The 14,331-nt window shown below is 71.7% G+C and carries 12 protein-coding genes and 1 pseudogene; 5 read left to right on the top strand and 8 right to left on the bottom strand.

Going from position 1 to position 14,331, the window contains the following annotated elements; genetic code table 11:
- From AB0E94_RS36420 to AB0E94_RS36390, 7 genes are all read right to left on the bottom strand, one after another.
- Positions 1-673 (bottom strand): NAD(P)-binding protein (locus AB0E94_RS36420; RefSeq protein WP_360335927.1); only part of this gene is annotated, 673 nt, incomplete at its 3' end.
- 141 nt (positions 674-814) lie between these two features.
- Entirely contained in the window at positions 815-1,888 is a 1,074-nt protein-coding gene (locus AB0E94_RS36415; RefSeq protein WP_360335925.1) for a glycosyltransferase, read from the bottom strand.
- Complete coding sequence (locus tag AB0E94_RS36410) at positions 1,885-2,622, bottom strand: carotenoid biosynthesis protein (protein ID WP_360335923.1); 738 nt, start codon at positions 2,620-2,622, stop codon at positions 1,885-1,887. The genes AB0E94_RS36415 and AB0E94_RS36410 overlap by 4 nt, the downstream gene beginning before the upstream one ends.
- Positions 2,623-2,627: 5 nt before the next feature.
- The gene (locus AB0E94_RS36405) at positions 2,628-3,185 is read right to left on the bottom strand and encodes a GNAT family N-acetyltransferase (protein WP_360335921.1); all 558 of its coding nucleotides are present in this window, start codon (positions 3,183-3,185) and stop codon (positions 2,628-2,630) included.
- Positions 3,182-3,793, bottom strand: a complete 612-nt coding sequence (locus AB0E94_RS36400; RefSeq protein WP_360335941.1) for a monooxygenase — start codon at positions 3,791-3,793, stop codon at positions 3,182-3,184. Before AB0E94_RS36400 ends, AB0E94_RS36405 begins: the two co-directional genes overlap by 4 nt.
- A gap of 72 nt (positions 3,794-3,865) precedes the next feature.
- Entirely contained in the window at positions 3,866-4,339 is a 474-nt protein-coding gene (locus AB0E94_RS36395; RefSeq protein WP_360335919.1) for a YbaK/EbsC family protein, read from the bottom strand.
- A gap of 2 nt (positions 4,340-4,341) precedes the next feature.
- Positions 4,342-5,133 carry an SDR family NAD(P)-dependent oxidoreductase gene (locus AB0E94_RS36390; protein WP_360335917.1) on the bottom strand — a complete coding sequence of 264 codons (792 nt, stop codon included), beginning with the start codon at positions 5,131-5,133 and terminating at the stop codon, positions 4,342-4,344.
- A gap of 608 nt (positions 5,134-5,741) precedes the next feature.
- On the opposite strand from AB0E94_RS36390, the gene AB0E94_RS36385 reads away from it, so the two are divergent.
- Entirely contained in the window at positions 5,742-6,008 is a 267-nt protein-coding gene (locus AB0E94_RS36385; protein ID WP_360335915.1) for a hypothetical protein, read from the top strand.
- Positions 6,009-6,056: 48 nt separating this feature from the next.
- Complete coding sequence (locus AB0E94_RS36380; protein WP_360335913.1) at positions 6,057-6,659, top strand: DUF305 domain-containing protein; 603 nt, start codon at positions 6,057-6,059, stop codon at positions 6,657-6,659.
- 1,626 nt (positions 6,660-8,285) lie between these two features.
- Here AB0E94_RS36380 and AB0E94_RS36375 read toward each other — a convergent pair.
- Entirely contained in the window at positions 8,286-8,750 is a 465-nt protein-coding gene (locus AB0E94_RS36375; protein ID WP_360335911.1) for a DUF4396 domain-containing protein, read from the bottom strand.
- Between the two features lie 933 nt (positions 8,751-9,683).
- Between AB0E94_RS36375 and AB0E94_RS36370 the strand changes: the two genes are divergently transcribed.
- From AB0E94_RS36370 to AB0E94_RS36360, 3 genes and pseudogenes are all read left to right on the top strand, one after another.
- Complete coding sequence (locus tag AB0E94_RS36370) at positions 9,684-10,085, top strand: SAV_6107 family HEPN domain-containing protein (protein WP_360335909.1); 402 nt, start codon at positions 9,684-9,686, stop codon at positions 10,083-10,085.
- Positions 10,086-11,881: 1,796 nt separating this feature from the next.
- Positions 11,882-12,334: pseudogene (locus AB0E94_RS36365) on the top strand (hypothetical protein); the annotation flags it as partial.
- A 300-nt stretch (positions 12,335-12,634) separates the two neighbouring features.
- Positions 12,635-14,326, top strand: coding sequence for a DNA polymerase Y family protein (locus AB0E94_RS36360; protein WP_360335907.1), 1,692 nt, complete (start codon positions 12,635-12,637; stop codon positions 14,324-14,326).
- The last annotated feature ends 5 nt before the right edge of the window (positions 14,327-14,331 follow it).

Raw genomic sequence — 14,331 nt, 5'->3', positions numbered from 1 at the left:
CGATGATCGTGGCGCGGGCGTCCTCACCGGTACGGATCCGGCGCGGCGCCCCGGCCCCCCCGGCCCCCCCCATGTTCGGGGGGGGGGGCGCCGCCGCCCCCCCCCGCGGATCGGTTCCGGTGTACGTCGCGTAGCGGTCCAGCAGCATCCGCAGCCGCGGGTCCCGCAGATAGCGCCGGCCCAGGCCGCGCAACGACCGGCCGGGCGCGATCGCGGCGAGATCACCGGCCCGCCAGGAGAGCCGTGCCAGGGACGCCGCCGACACCTGCCGTCGCAGCACCGACTCCCACGACGCCTGCCAGATCCGGGCCGCCCGCCGCCAGAACCGGTCCCAGTCCCGCGCCGCCTCAGTGCCGAGCGCGGTCGCGATCCGCTCCAGGAACACCGCGTGATCGGACGACGAGTCGAGCACCACCCCGTCCGGGAAGACGTGCCGCACCACCGGGTCCAGCGGCTGCGGCCGCAACCCCAGCTCCAGATCGTCGAACACCTGCGGCAACGTGAGCAGGCTCGGCCCGGTGTCGAAGCGGTAGCCGTCCCGCTCGTACACCGCGAGCTTCCCGCCGGCCTCGGCCGCCCGCTCGTGCACGGTCACCCGGTGCCCGGCCGCCGCCAGCCGCACCGCGGCGGCAAGACCACCGACTCCGGCCCCCACCACGACGACTTCACTCACGGTTTACCCCATTTCTTCTGGTACGGGGAACGCGCTCCCGCCGAATGATCCCCGTCCCGTGGCTGCCGCGCGAGCGATGCGACCCTCCCGGCCCGGCCGCGACCGCCGGGCTGGCCAGGTCTTGAGCCGGCGTGGGCCGGGTCACACGGGGCGGCCGCGCCACGAGAGGCGGCCCCGGCGTCGCATGTGGAACGAGCGGGCGACCAGCCAGGCGAACAGGATCACCGAGAGCGGGTGGGCGAACGCATCCGGCAGGCGGCCCCCGGTGGCCGCGGCACTGATCAGGCGACCGGTGACACCGAGCAGGCAGGCGACGGCGGCGACGGCCGGGCGGGGACCCAGCAGCAACGGGACCGGGACGGCGTACAGGAAAAGAAGAAGGACCACGACGGCGGCCGCGCCGGACGCCGACCCGAAGGAGGCCCACAGCGATTTGCTGTAGCCGTTCGCCAACTCCGGCCAGGACGAATACATGTGGCAGGTGGCCAGGCGGGAGCCGTCGGCGAGGGCGATCCGGCCGCCGGAGCGTTTCACCGCGCGGGCCAGGCCGATGTCCTCGAGGATGTCGTCGCGGACCGCGGCATGGCCGCCGGCCCTGAGGTAGCCGGCCCGGTCGGCGACCAGCCACTGGCCGCCGGCGGCGGCGAGCGACGGGCGCGGCGAGCGTTCCATCAGGCGCAACGGCAGGAAGGTGAGCCAGGACCATTGCAGGATCGGCTGGACGAGGCGTCCGGCGCCGACGATCCGGGGGTACGGCGAGAGCAACGTCACCCCGGTCTCCCGCAGGAGAGTGACCGCCCCGGCGATCGCATCAGGCGCCAGGACCACGTCGGCGTCCACGAAGACCAGCACGTCCGCGTCGCCGGCGTCGTCGGCCAGCCGGCGGCACGCGTTCGGTTTGCCCAGCCAGCCGTCCGGCAGCGGGCCGCCGGTGAGCAGCCGCACCCGGGCGCCGGCGACCGCCCGGACCACGTCGGCGGTCCCGTCGCTGGACCCGTCGTCGAGGACGTGGATGGTGAGGTTCGGCACGCCGCGCTGGGCGAGCAGCGATTCGAGGCAGGGTACGACCCGCTCGGCCTCGTCGCGCAGCGGCAGCAGGATGGCCACCCGTTCCGTGCTGGCAGCCTCCCGGCGGGGCCGGCGCAGCAGTAGCGCGTTGACCGCCGTATGCACGGTGAGCAGCAGCAACGGCACGAGCGTGAGCCAGGCGATCATCGGCGGAGCTTCTTCAGCGACGGCAGCACGGCCAGTCCCATCAGGACGCCGCCCCACGCGGCGGAGGCGGGCAGGTCCAGGAAGACGGCGTGGGCGAGGACCGAGGAGAAGTACGTCCACAGCCACAACGCCAGCATCGGCGCGTCCCCGGGCGACGGCGACGACACCGTGCCCGCCGCCGACAGCAGGGTCATCAGCAGGACTGCGAACCCGAGCCAGCCCAGATAGTTGCCGATCGGGATCCCCGGCACCCCGGGCAGCGCCGGAACCGGGTCGTGCCAGCGCCAGTACCCCTCGGCGACCATCTGCGGATCGAGAAACAGATCCCACGCGGCCAGCCCGCCCGCGGCCACCGCGATCCGGGCGGCCCGGCCCCGGGCCACCCGCAGCGCCGCGAGCCACGCCGGCCACGCCATCCAGGTCCAGGCCAGCGGGATGATCAGCGGCACCCCCAGCAGTTTCGGCCCGAGCTGGCCCGAGTAGTCGTACGTCCCGAACGGGAACCCGGTGGCCACCCCGATCGCCTCGACCGCGAACCCGCCCAGCATCGCCGTCCCGGCCAGCGCCAGCGCCGCCCGGCCGCCACGGAACAGCCACGCGTGCGACACCGACAGCACCACACCGATCAGCACCGTCGCCACGGTCAGGCCGGCCCGCGTGCCGCCGTGCGTCAGCGGATAGCAGATCTGGGCCAGGACCAGGCCGCCGAGCAGCACCCAGGGAACCGCCCGCAACGTGGTCAGCCGCCGACCGTTCCCTCAGCCACCGGAAGCTCCCGGCCGAGGATCGCGAACGCCCGCTCGTCCCCCGGGAACAGGAAGTCCCGCAGCACGTCGGAGAACCCGAACCGCCGGTACAGCCGCCACGCCCGGGACGCCTGCTCGTCGGCCTCCGGAGTGGACAGCAGCACCCGCTTGCCCTCGGCCATCGCCAGCAGCGCCCGCAACTGCCGGGCGCCCACCCCGTGCCCCTGTGCCACCGGGCGCACATGCAGCTCGACGACCTCGAAGCAATCCGACAGCCAGTACCGGCGGGACGGCTCGTCCAGCGACGCCCGCACCTGGTCGTGCCACCACTGGCCGGCGGCGGACGTGTAGCCGTACCCGAAACCGGCGAGCCGGCCCTCCGCGGTCAGCGTGGCCACCGCCCGGAACCCCGGCCGGCGCACGTGCGAGCCGATGTAGCCGCGGCGCGTCTGCAACAGCTCCTTGCGGTAGCCCATCGCCTCGCCGTAGACGGCCACCACATCATCGAGCCGGCGCAGCAGGTCATCCGGCTGCCAAGCTACGAGCCTCATCGCTCCGTCAGCTCCTCGTCGATCCAGCCCAGCACCGTGCGGTCGCCGGTTAGGTCACGCACCGCGAAACGGGCGAAAAGCTCCTCCGCATACCAGCCGTCGGCGGGCGTGCGGGCGATCACCGCGCGGTGCTCCGGCTGACGGTACGCGAACGCGGTCAGATCCGCCGTGCTGCGCCACACGCTGACCGTGCCCTGCCAGCCGATCGGCGCCTCACCCACCCCGAACCGGGCCAGCAGGCCCGGCGCGTCCGCCACCTCCCGCGCGACCGCCGGGACCGCCCGCCAGAACCGCAGCGCCCGGGACGGCCGCAGCCGGGCCCGGGTCAGCGCCATCACCAGACCGTCCGGTTTGCGGCCGGTCGGGCGGAACGGGCTGCGGCCCGCCCACTCGCCCCGGCTCACCAGCGGTTCCAGATCCAGCCGGGCATGCCTGTCGGCTATCGCGTCCCAGCGCGGGAAACTGACCGGGGCGTCACTCACGGTTATCGCTGCCCAGCGGGTCAGATCCGTGTCGCCCGGGCCGAAGGTGGCGCCGGTGCCCGTACCCAGGAATCTCCCGAAATCGATCTTGGAAAGGTCTCTCCGGGCGAAGGCCATGCGCAGCATGGCGGCGCCGATCGCGCCGCGCGGGACCCGCCAGACGTGCAGGCTGACGTTCTTCTCAGGCACGTTCTTCGATCACGCGACCTCGGCGGGGGTCCCGGCGGTGACGCGGACCAGCTCCGCATAGGTGATCGGAAAGACCGACCGGGGTACGCCGCCCGCCGCCCAGACCACCGGGAACTGCTCCAGATCGACGTCCACGAGAGTCCGCACCGGCTTCGGATGACCCAGCGGGGCGACCCCGCCGATCGCCTGGCCGGTGTGCTCCCGGACGAACTCCGGAGTCGCCCGGCGCAGCTTGCCGATGCCCAGCCCGGCGGCCACCTTCGCGGTGTCCACCCGGTGCGCGCCGGACGTCAGGACAAGCAGCGGCTCACCGTCGGCGTCGAAGATCAGCGAATTGGCGATCTGGCCGACCTCGATCTCCAGGGCGGCGGCCGCCAGAGCGGCGGTGTGCACCGCCTCGTCCAGGATGACGATCTCGGAGGTGTCCGCGCCGGCCGACCGCAGGGCATCGCGTACCGCGATCACATTCGGATGGTTGTCCACCCCTACTTGTTTACAGCCTCGGCGCTGGCGTCCCACAACCGCCCGGCCGACTCGGGGTCACGGGCGTGCGCCGCCGGGGTGGTCAGCGTGTGCCCCACGTAGTAGCCGCCGTTCACCAGCTCCGCCTCCGGCGCGGTGGCCAGCCACACCAGCAGCTCACCGGCCTTCTCCGGGGTGACCAGGAACGGCGCGTACTTGTAGAACAGCCGGACGGTCCGGCCGGCGCCGAAGTTCGTCCGCACCACCCCCGGATGGAACGACACACTGAACACATCCGGCCAGCGGCGCGCCGCCTCCGCCGTGAACAGGATGTTCGCCGACTTGCCCGCGCCGTACGCCTGCCAGCGGTGGTAACTCGCCGGATCACCCTCCGGGCGCTCCGGGTCGGGACGGCCCCGCATGTGCGCGCGGGACGCCGTGTTCACCACCCGGGCGCCGCGCAGCCGCTCCCGCAACAGATTCGTCAGCAGGAACGGGGCCAGGTGATTGCCCTGGAACGTCGCCTCGAACCCGTCCGTGGTCCGCCGGAACTCGTCGATCATGCCGCCGGCGTTGTTCGCCAGCACGTCGATCCTCGGGAAACCGGCCAGCAGCTCGTTCGCGAGTGCCCGGACCTCGTCGAGGCTCTCGAAGTCGGCGCGGAAATGCGCCGCCGGACTCACCTGGGCCACCGCGTCGGCGAGACGTCGCGGGTCACGGCCCACCAGGACCACCTCGTCGCCGCGCGCGGCGAACTGTTTCGCGGCGGCCAGCCCCACACCGGAACTGCCGCCGGTGACCACGATCGTCGCCATCCCGCCATCGTATTCACGTCCGTGCGGATCCGCGCCGGGTCACAGGTACCGTTGTCGGCGTGTGGATCACGGCGGTGGGTGGCGCAACGAGGCGCCGGGCGGTCTGGTGGCTGCTGCTGACCTGCACTGTTCTCGGTCTGGCTTCGATGCACACACTCGGCCACGGCCGGCTCTCCGGATCCGCCGCACACCATTCCGCCACCGTCCCGCACGCCCCGGCCGGCGCCGCCGATCCCGCTGCTGGCGCCGCCGGTTCCGCTTCCGGCGCCGTGGGTCCCGCTGCTGGCGTCGCTGGTTCCGCTTCCGGCGCCGTGGGTCCCGCTGCTGGCGTCGCTGGTTCCGCTTCCGGCGCTGTGGGTTCCGCTGCTGGCGTCGCCGGTTCCGCTCCTGGCGATCCCGTTGGTTCCGCTTCTTGGTATCCCGCCGGTTTCGCATTGCGCTTCCCGGACGGCCTTGCGTCGGGCTCCGCCTCGCGTCTCGCTTCCGACCCGATCGTCGGCGGCTCGGCTTTGTCTCCGGGATCGTTCCTCTCTTCTCCCGGGGCGTTTTTCTCCTCCGCTTTCCGCCCGTCTCTCTTCTCGTTCCCTGCTGCGGCTCCGCCGTCTTTCTTGATCGACTTCCGGCCGGCTGAGCTCCGGGCGGGTCCGCATTCGGATGATCATGGGTCGGGTGGGCACGGCGCGGCCTGGAGTGTCTGTCTCGCGGTGCTGGCCGGGCTGACGGTGGCGGCGCTGCTGCTGTTCTGGCTGCTGCGCCGGCGGTCCGACGTCCGAGTGAACGTGCGTTCGTTCTCCATCGGCCGGGTGATCCCGCGGGCTCCGCCCCGGCGTGGCGCCGGCCTGCAACTGGCCTCGATCTCGGTGATCCGCATATAGCGGGATTTGTCGCCCGCTTTGCCGTTTCTCCGATTCGAAAGGCTTTCCATGATCCGTACGATGCTGCGCCGCGCCCTCCCGGCCGGCGCCCTGTTCCTGACCCTCGCCGTAGCCGCGTGCAGCGGTGGTGGTCACTCCACCGGCCACTCCGGAGCCGAGTCCACCACGTCCCCCTCGCCGGGCGCGGTGTTCAACGACGCCGACGCGGCCTTCGCCGAACACATGAGCGTCCACCATCAGCAGGCGGTGGTGATGTCGGCCCTGGCCGCCGAACGCGCCGCCGACCCGCGAGTGAAGGAACTCGCCGCCAAGATCGAGGCCGCCCAGGCCCCGGAGATCGCCACCATGGCCGCCTGGCTCGTCGACTGGGGCCGCCAGCCCGCGCCGACCGCCGACGGCCACGGCGACGTCAGCGGCCACGAGTCGATGCCGGGCATGATGTCCGCCGCCGACATGACAAAACTGGCCGAATCCACCGGTAAGGCCTTCGACAACATGTTCCTGACCATGATGATCGCCCACCACGAGGGCGCCGTGACGATGGCCCAGGAACAGATCGCCAACGGCGCCAACCCGTCGGCCAAGGCCCTGGCCACAAAGATCGTCGCCGACCAGCAGGCGGAGATCGCCACCATGAAGGCGCTGCTCTAGAAGCCTTCCGCAACCAGAGCCTGGCCCATCCCCCAGGGCGCTCGCCGCCGCTCATGCCAAGCACCGCCAAAGCGGCAGCGAGCGCCGCCTGGGCACCTGCGGGGCGGCGGCGAGTGCTGCCTGGGCACCGGCCGAGTGTCGGCCGGGCGGTGGTGGGCGCTGCCTGGGCGGTGGCCGAGTGTCGGCCGGGCGGTGGTGGGCGCTGCCTGGGCGGTGGCCGAGTGTCGGCCGGGCGGTGGTGGGCGCTGCCTGGGCGGTGGCGGGGCGGCGGCGAGTGCTGCCTGGGCGGTGGCCGAGTGCCGGTGGGGGCGGTGACGGTGCCGCGGGTCGGCATCGGCTGTAGCGGTGGCGAGCGCACACGGTGGCGTTGTGTGTGCTCGGGTAGTCGTCCCGGCGTGGATGAACGCTCACGATCGGCCTTGCGTGTGCTCTGGTCCCTGCTCGGGCAAGGACCAGCGCACGCAATCGGCCAATGTGTGCGCTGATCGACGACTCTGCTGGCCCATAGAGGAACCCGCCTACCTGCGGAAACGTGGCGGGGCCTGCCGCTGGGCATCGGACAGCCCTTCCGGGCGGCGTAACCTCACCAGCGTCGCAGCAGCGAACCCCGGCATCCGCCGCCCAGCGGTGCGCCAGGAACCCTAAAGCGCCGCGCAGGTGGCCCCGGCGGTGCGAGGGAAACCCTAAAACGCCGCGGAAGCAGCAGTGCAGTGCCGCCCGGCCGCCCGGCCGGGCCCGGAAACAGCCATACCGTGCCGCCGGCCGTTCGATGAGAGCCGGAAACAGCCCTGCCGTGCCGCTGGCCCCGGACCTTGGCAGCGCAAACTGGACCTCGATCAAGACCCGGAGGCCGCAGGGCGACTGTCCGCCGGCGGTCACCACCACGTTCCACAGGTATACAGGTTCCTCCGTTGGCCATCAGGGTCATCGACGTTGCCGACCCGCGAGGCATGCCACCGGCAGCAGCCGGCCCTGCGGAACGGACCGCAGTTCCCCGTGGATCCGTGCGGCGGACCGCGGTCCCCGTGGACCCGTGCGGCGGACCGCAGGCCCCTCCGTGGACCCGTGCGGCGACCGCGGACGTCGTGGGGCGGGCCGAGAGCCGCAGACCCCGCGGAACCCCGTGGGGCGGGCCGCGGATGTCGTCGGGTGGGCCTCGGGCCGCCGGCCGTCGCTCAGCCCTCGAATTCCGCCTCGATTACCGCGCTGAGGTACGGCCGAGGTTGTCCAATGCCACTTAGCTTAAGTTGATCGAGGCTGTGACCTGCAGGTTCTTGGCGAGTGCCGTCGGCGTCCGGCGCGGCCACAATTCATGCCGCAGCCGCATGCGTGCAGGTCAAGCCCTTGGAGCCTGAAGTGAGCCCGCGCAAGATCAACTTAAGCTGAGTGGTATTGGAGGTTGTCAGCCGTACCTCAGCGTGGTTTTGAGGGTGTTGAAAGGCGCGTGAGCGACGGCTGGTGGTTTCCGGTGTGGCCGGGGCGATGGCTCTGGAGGTTTCGCGGCTGGCTGGGCGGCGCGGCCTGGTCTGGCCGGCTACACCGGTTCGGTGTCCTGGTGCGGTTCGCCGGTATTTTGTCGGGTTTCTTAGGCGCTGTCTGGCCGTACCGCCTCGGGGGTCTGGTTTTTCAATGGTTGTGGTGATGCTGGTGCATCACCGCGTGGCCCTTGCCGCGGGCGATCAGCCACCTGTTGACCGGCACGGTCAGGACGAACGCCGCCGCCAGGGCGAAGGCGAGTGAAGCCCAGAACAGCCACTCGGTCAGGCCGGCCGCCATCGCGCCGGGCACCACGAGCATGATCGCGTTGTCGATGATCTCCATGACGATGATCGAGACCGTGTCGGCGGCGAGCGCGACCTTCAGAGCGTCGCGGATGCCGATGCCGGAACGTAGCAGCGGCCGCATCGTCAGCGCGTATCCGAAGACGAACGCCAGGCCGATCGCGAGAACCACGGTGGGGCCGGCGGACCAGCCCAGTGCGGTGCCGATCACCATGCCGAGCACCTCGCCGATGGCGCAGCCGGTCAGGCAGTGCAGTGTCGCCTGGGCCGCCATCCGCCAGGAGGTGGATCCATGCGTGTCGTGAGTCATCAGCCTCTCCTTCCCTTCTGTCGCCAACATACCCCCCGGGGGTATATCAAGGAAGGGCTCCCGTGTCCGGCCTCCTGTGATGCGCGCCGCCGCCTCTATCGATCATCCGTTCGAAAAAGCTGGTGGCGTGGCGCGCTGAAGGTTGCGTTTTTGTCGTAGGGGGGTGTTAGTCTCTGCGGTAGTTAGAACGGATGTTCGAAAGGGTGTTCGTTCGGCTCCGGGAGCGTGTTTCGCGGCTCGCCTCCCGGGTGTGGCGCCCGCGAAGCGCTGCACACGTGGTCCGGGCATTCGCGGGTCCGGGCCTCGTTCAAGGCAGGCCGTCGCTCGCTGCCCCCGACCCCCGGTGGCGGGCGACGGACCCGCCGGCGGTGCCGGCCGGGTGTGGTGTGGGGAAGCTTCACGCCTGGCCGGCTTGCCGTCGGGCGGCCCGAGTGGTCGTCCACCGGGGCTCCGGCCGCCCGTTGGGGCCCCGGTTTCCGGCTTCGGCCGGTCGCGGCATGCTGCGTCTTCCTCCGCAGCGATCGGTTCGACCCACCAACGTCGGATGCGGAACGAGCGAGGAGAACGACGATGGCGAGCACCAAGGCCCCGGACCTCATGGCAGCTCTCGGCCCGGCGTATGACAGCCCGGCCCACGCGGCTCCGGCCTCCAGCGCTCCAGTCCGTTCTGTCCCATCCCAGCCCGGTCGTATCCAGCCGGGTTCCGCTCAGCCTGGTTCCGCCCAGTCCGGTTCCGCCCAGTCCGGTTCTGCTCAGCCTGGCCTCACCAAACCCGGTCCCGCCCAGTCCGGTCCTGCCCAACCCTGCCTCACCCAGTCCGGTCCCGCTCAGTCCGGTTCCGCTCAGATCGGCTTGGCGCGTGCCGGCGTAGTCCAGTCCGGCCCGGATCGTGCGGCGGCGGCGCGGGCGGATGCGCCTGCGGTTCCGGCGCACATGCTGCCTCATCGGACTCCCGCTCAGCTGCTGGCGATCGCCCATGAGGGCTTGACCGAGGCGGCGAAGACCGGGCCGGACGGTTTGCGCTACGCGACGGCTCACTTGGCGGCTCTGCGCGCGGCTGCGGCCCTGATCGCCGCGCGGGCCCGTCCTGCCGCGTCCGGGCGCCGGGCCCGCGCCACCAGCGCCTGGTCGCTGCTGGTCCTGGTGGCGCCGGAGTTCAGTGACTGGGCCGGCTATTTCGCGCTGGGCGCGAGCAAGCGCGCCGCCGCCGAGGCCGGCATCCCACACGTGGTCAGCGCCCGCGAAGCCGACGACCTGCTGAGGGCGGCCGAGCAGTTCGTAGCGGTGGCCGAGTCCTCCCTGGGCCTCTCCTACCAGCCCCCACTGGCCGCATGACCGCCCGCGGCATTCCGGCCGCGCACACTTCGCCTTCCCCCAAGGCCGTGCCACCTCCACCTTTCCCGGCGGCCATGCGTTCCCGCTCTCTCCCTGCGCCTATGAAGCTTCTTCACGGCTTTTGTCGCCTCTGGGGTCAATCCCCCTGCTGTGCGATGTTCTCCCGCCGGGCCTTCGGGCTGTCGCACCGGTCATGCAGGCGGCTGCGCCATCGGCCCGAAGTCGGGAATGTCTCATTCGTGGAGGAATTGCCCTCGTTCGGCTTTGTAGATCTTGCACGCTTCTCCGCGCTGGCCGCGATCTTGCACGGTTTTTCACGTCTGGGCGTGGTTTGTCGTGCAAGGTCCACTGCGCTGGGGGGATCTTGCAGCGTTCTTCCTGTTGGGGTGTGGAAAGGGCTGCAAGATCGGCGCGGACCTGAAAAGTCGTGCAAGATCCACGGGCGGCGAGCCGTAGGCGGCGTGCCGTCGGCGACCGAATCGTTGCCGACCGAATCGTCGGCGACCGAGTCGTTGGCGCCTGAGTCGTTGCCGGTGGAGGCGTTGCGGCCGAGGAGACGTCATCCGTCTGAGGGCTGTCCTTCTCAAAGTGAGGTGGCCGCGCAGAGGGCTCCTATGCGCTTCCGGTCTCCCCCTGTATCCGTGCGCTCCTGGTCTCGCACTCCGGCCGCATGTCGTCCGCCTCTCCTGTTGGCCGTGCGCCCTGCGTCTCCTTCCTTGGCCGAGAGCCGCCGGGCATCCATCGGGGCGGTGATCGTGTCCGCACTCCGGGTGCCTTTGTTGTCATGTGCGTCTTTTGTCTTCTGGTTGGGCTGGGTTTCTCGTTCGGAACGTGTCGTTTGAGGGCTTTTGGTCCTTCTTTCAAGGGCTTGGCCGGTGGCTCTTCGGGGAGATGCGCGGCGTGAACGGTGGGGCGGCCGTGTGGTGGTGCTGGTGGGGAGTTTGCCCACGTGATGGGGGTTGCCGATTCGGGGGCGCTTGACGGGGAGCAACAGAGCGAGGCATGACGTGGCTGGGCGCATGATCAGTGGTGCGAACGCCCTTGCGGGACTGGTCCGGACGGCTGCCGGAACCGGCGAGCCGGACGTGGACCGGACGCTGCCGGTGGCGTCTGAACTTGGTGGGCTGTTGCCGGGGCGTGCACTGCGCCGGGGCAGCACCGTCTCTGTCGCCAACGGGCAGATACTGCCGGCTGGGCTCGGCCGATCGCCGCGGGCTACGCCGAGTGGGACCTCTGGTGCGGGTTCCCTGACACCCAGGCAGGGTGTCTCAGGCCGGGGTATCCCGTCCGCCGGTGCCGGTGTCTCGGTGGGCCGGGGTATTCCGTCAGCCGATACCGGCGTTTCACCAGGCCAGGGCATTCCGTCGGCCGGTACCGGCGTTTCGGCAGGCCGGGGTATTCCGTCAGCCGGCACCGGCGGATCGGCTGACTTTGGTAGGCCGGGGCCCGCTGCTCCGGCGCCGATTCGGGAGCCCAGGCTCGGTCGCGCGTTTCGTTCATCCGGTTCTGACCTGCCCAATGCTGCGGGGCGTGCTGGCTTCCCGGCCGGGGTTGGCCCTTCGACTGGGGACGGGCTTTCGGGCCGGGGCGGCTCTTTGGGCCGGAGGGCTTCGGGTGTGCGGGAGGCGGCGGCTGGACGAGGGCTGTCGGCGGTGGACGGTGGGGTGAAGAGGCCGGGTGAGCCGGTTGGTGGAGTGAAGAGGCCGGGTGAGCCGGTCGGTGGGGTGCGGAAGCCGGGTGGGCCGGTCGCTGGGGTCAACGGCCCGGGTGGGCTGGCGGCCGGGGTTTCTGCTGGTGGCGGCACCTCGCTGATGCTGGCGCTGCTCTCTGCCGCGTCACGGAGTGGGGCCTGGTGTGCGGTTGTCGGGATGCCTGCGCTGGGGGCCGTCGCCGCTGCGGAGAGCGGGATCGTGCTGGAGCGGCTTGCGCTTGTTCCGGAACCCGGGCCGGACTGGCCCACTGTGGTCGCCGCGCTGATCGACGGGGTGGATGTCGTGGTTGCGGCTGTTCCGGGGCCGGTGCCGGCGGGCATCGTCAGCCGGCTGGCGGCCCGGGCTCGGCAGCGGGGGAGTCTGCTCGTGCCGTTCGGGGACTGGACCGGTGCGGATGTGCAGCTGCGTGTCGGTGAGGGGCACTGGGAGGGGCTCGGGTTCGGGCGGGGGCGGCTGCGCCGCCGGGAGGTCACCGTTGTGGCCCGTGGGCGGGGGGCGGCTGCCCGCCCACGGCAGATCACCATGTGGATGCCGGGTGTCGTGGTTCGATCCGCGGAAGGTGCATCCGTGCCGGTCGATCAACAGCCCGCGGCCGGCGGGAACGGTGGGGCGCTCACTGCTGTCACCGAAGGCTTGAGGCAGCGGTGAACGCCCCGCCGGGTGCCGCTGTCACCGAGGGGTTTGAGGCGGTGGTGAGCGCCCCGCCGGGTGCCGCTGTCACCGAAGGGTTTGAGGCAGCGGTGAACGCCCCACCGGGTGCCGCTGTCACCGAGGGCTTAGAGGCTGCGGTGAGCGCCCCGCAGGTTGCGCGGCGAGCCATGACGGGGTGGGGCTGAGATGGAGGCCGGGGTCCGTACTCTGCTGGTCTGGTGCCCGGACTGGCCGGTTGTCGCCGCCGAGATCGTGGCGGGCGTGATGGCTTCGGAGCCGGTTGCGGTGTTCGCCGGGAACCGGGTTCTGGCCTGTTCGGAGGCGGCGCGCCGGGAAGGGGTCCGGCGAGGGCTCCGGCGGCGGGACGCTCAGGGGCGGTGTCCGCAGCTCGTCGTGGTGGAGCACGATCCGGGGCGGGACGCTCGGGCGTTCGAACCCGTGGTGGCCGCCGTCGAAGAGGTGGTCGCCGGCGTCGAGGTGCTGCGGCCCGGTGTCTGTGCGGCGGCGGTTCGCGGGCCGGCCCGGTATTTCGGTGGGGAGGAGGCCGCGGCCGAACGGGTCGTCGAGCAGATCGCGCTGGCCTGTGCGGTGGAGAGCCAGATCGGGATCGCCGACGGAGTGTTCGCGGCCGGGATCGCTGCTCGTACCGGGCGAGTGGTGGAAGCCGGGGGCAGCCGGGGGTTCCTGTCACCCGTACCCATCGATGCTCTTGACGAACCTCAGCTGACGGACCTGCTGAAGCGTCTCGGGGTGGTGACCCTCGGGGATTTCGCGGCGTTGCCGCCGGGGGATGTGCTGACCCGGTTCGGCTTCGAGGGGGCGCTGGCGCACCGGCTCGCGGCGGGTGGGGATGTCCGACCGCTCGCGGTGCGTAAGCCGCCACCGGATCTGGCGGTCGAGGAGACCTACGACGAGACGCTCGATCGGGTGGATGTGGCCGCGTTCGCCGGGCGGGTGCTCGCCGAACGGCTGCACGAACGGCTTGCCGCGCACGGGCTGGCGTGTACCCGGCTCGTGATCGAGGCGGTCACCGCGGACGGTCAGGAACTGGCCCGGGTATGGCGGCACGACGGGATGCTCACGTCCGCGGCCATCGCCGAACGGGTGCGCTGGCAGCTGGACGGATGGCTGACCGGGGCCCGGCGCGGGAAGACCGCAAAACCCACTTCGGGGCTGGTCCGGCTACGGCTGGCGCCGGACGGGGTGCTCGCCCATGTCGGGCTGCAACCGGGGCTGTGGGGCGAGACCGGCGAGGCGCGGGAGCGGGCGCACCGGGCGTTCAGCCGGGTGCAGGGGCTGCTCGGGCCGGGTTCGGTGCTGACCGCGGTGCTCGGCGGCGGACGCTCTCCTGACGATCGGGTGCGGCTGGTGCCGTGGGGTGACGAGCGGGAGCCGGAGCGCCCGGCCGCGGAGCAGACCGAGCCGATCCCGGGAATCGACACGGTCCCGCTGCTGGGGGAGGGCAGCAGAGAGCAGTTGGACAGCGGTTTCACCATGATCGAGGTGGGGCCGAGGAAGCGCCGCCGCGGGACGAAACCGGCCGCCCCGCTGCCACCGTGGCCGGGCCGGATGCCGCGGCCGGCGCCCGCGGTGGTGCCGGCCCATCCGCTGCCGGCAGCGGTCTACGACGAGACCGGCGCCCCGGTCGGGGTGAGCGCCCGCCTGGAGCTGACCGGCGATCCCGCCGTCCTGCGGATCGACCGCCGCCAGCCGGTGGTGATCATCGGCTGGGCCGGTCCGTGGCCGGTGGACGAGCGCTGGTGGGCGCCGGACGAGGCCCGCCGCCGGGCCCGGTTCCAGGTGTTGCTGGAGGACGGGCGGGCGCTGCTGATGTCCCTGGCCGGTGGCCGATGGGTGGTGGAGGCGATCTATGACTGAGGAAT

The sequence above is a fragment of the Actinoplanes sp. NPDC026670 genome (assembly GCF_040638175.1).
Taxonomy (GTDB): Bacteria; Actinomycetota; Actinomycetes; order Mycobacteriales; family Micromonosporaceae; genus Actinoplanes.
Note: the sequence above shows the minus strand (reverse complement) of the source record. Positions and strands in the feature narration are given on the sequence as shown.

Excerpts from the sequence above, each read along its gene's own strand:
- AB0E94_RS36415 (WP_360335925.1), bottom strand. The coding sequence starts at position 1,888 with ATGATCGCCTGGCTCACGCTCGTGCCGTTGCTGCTGCTCACCGTGCAT.
- AB0E94_RS36405 (WP_360335921.1), bottom strand. The coding sequence starts at position 3,185 with ATGAGGCTCGTAGCTTGGCAGCCGGATGACCTGCTGCGCCGGCTCGAT.
- AB0E94_RS36400 (WP_360335941.1), bottom strand. The coding sequence starts at position 3,793 with ATGCTGCGCATGGCCTTCGCCCGGAGAGACCTTTCCAAGATCGATTTC.
- AB0E94_RS36390 (WP_360335917.1), bottom strand. The coding sequence starts at position 5,133 with ATGGCGACGATCGTGGTCACCGGCGGCAGTTCCGGTGTGGGGCTGGCC.
- AB0E94_RS36380 (WP_360335913.1), top strand. The coding sequence starts at position 6,057 with ATGATCCGTACGATGCTGCGCCGCGCCCTCCCGGCCGGCGCCCTGTTC.
- AB0E94_RS36375 (WP_360335911.1), bottom strand. The coding sequence starts at position 8,750 with ATGACTCACGACACGCATGGATCCACCTCCTGGCGGATGGCGGCCCAG.
- AB0E94_RS36370 (WP_360335909.1), top strand. The coding sequence starts at position 9,684 with ATGCTGCCTCATCGGACTCCCGCTCAGCTGCTGGCGATCGCCCATGAG.
- AB0E94_RS36360 (WP_360335907.1), top strand. The coding sequence starts at position 12,635 with ATGGAGGCCGGGGTCCGTACTCTGCTGGTCTGGTGCCCGGACTGGCCG.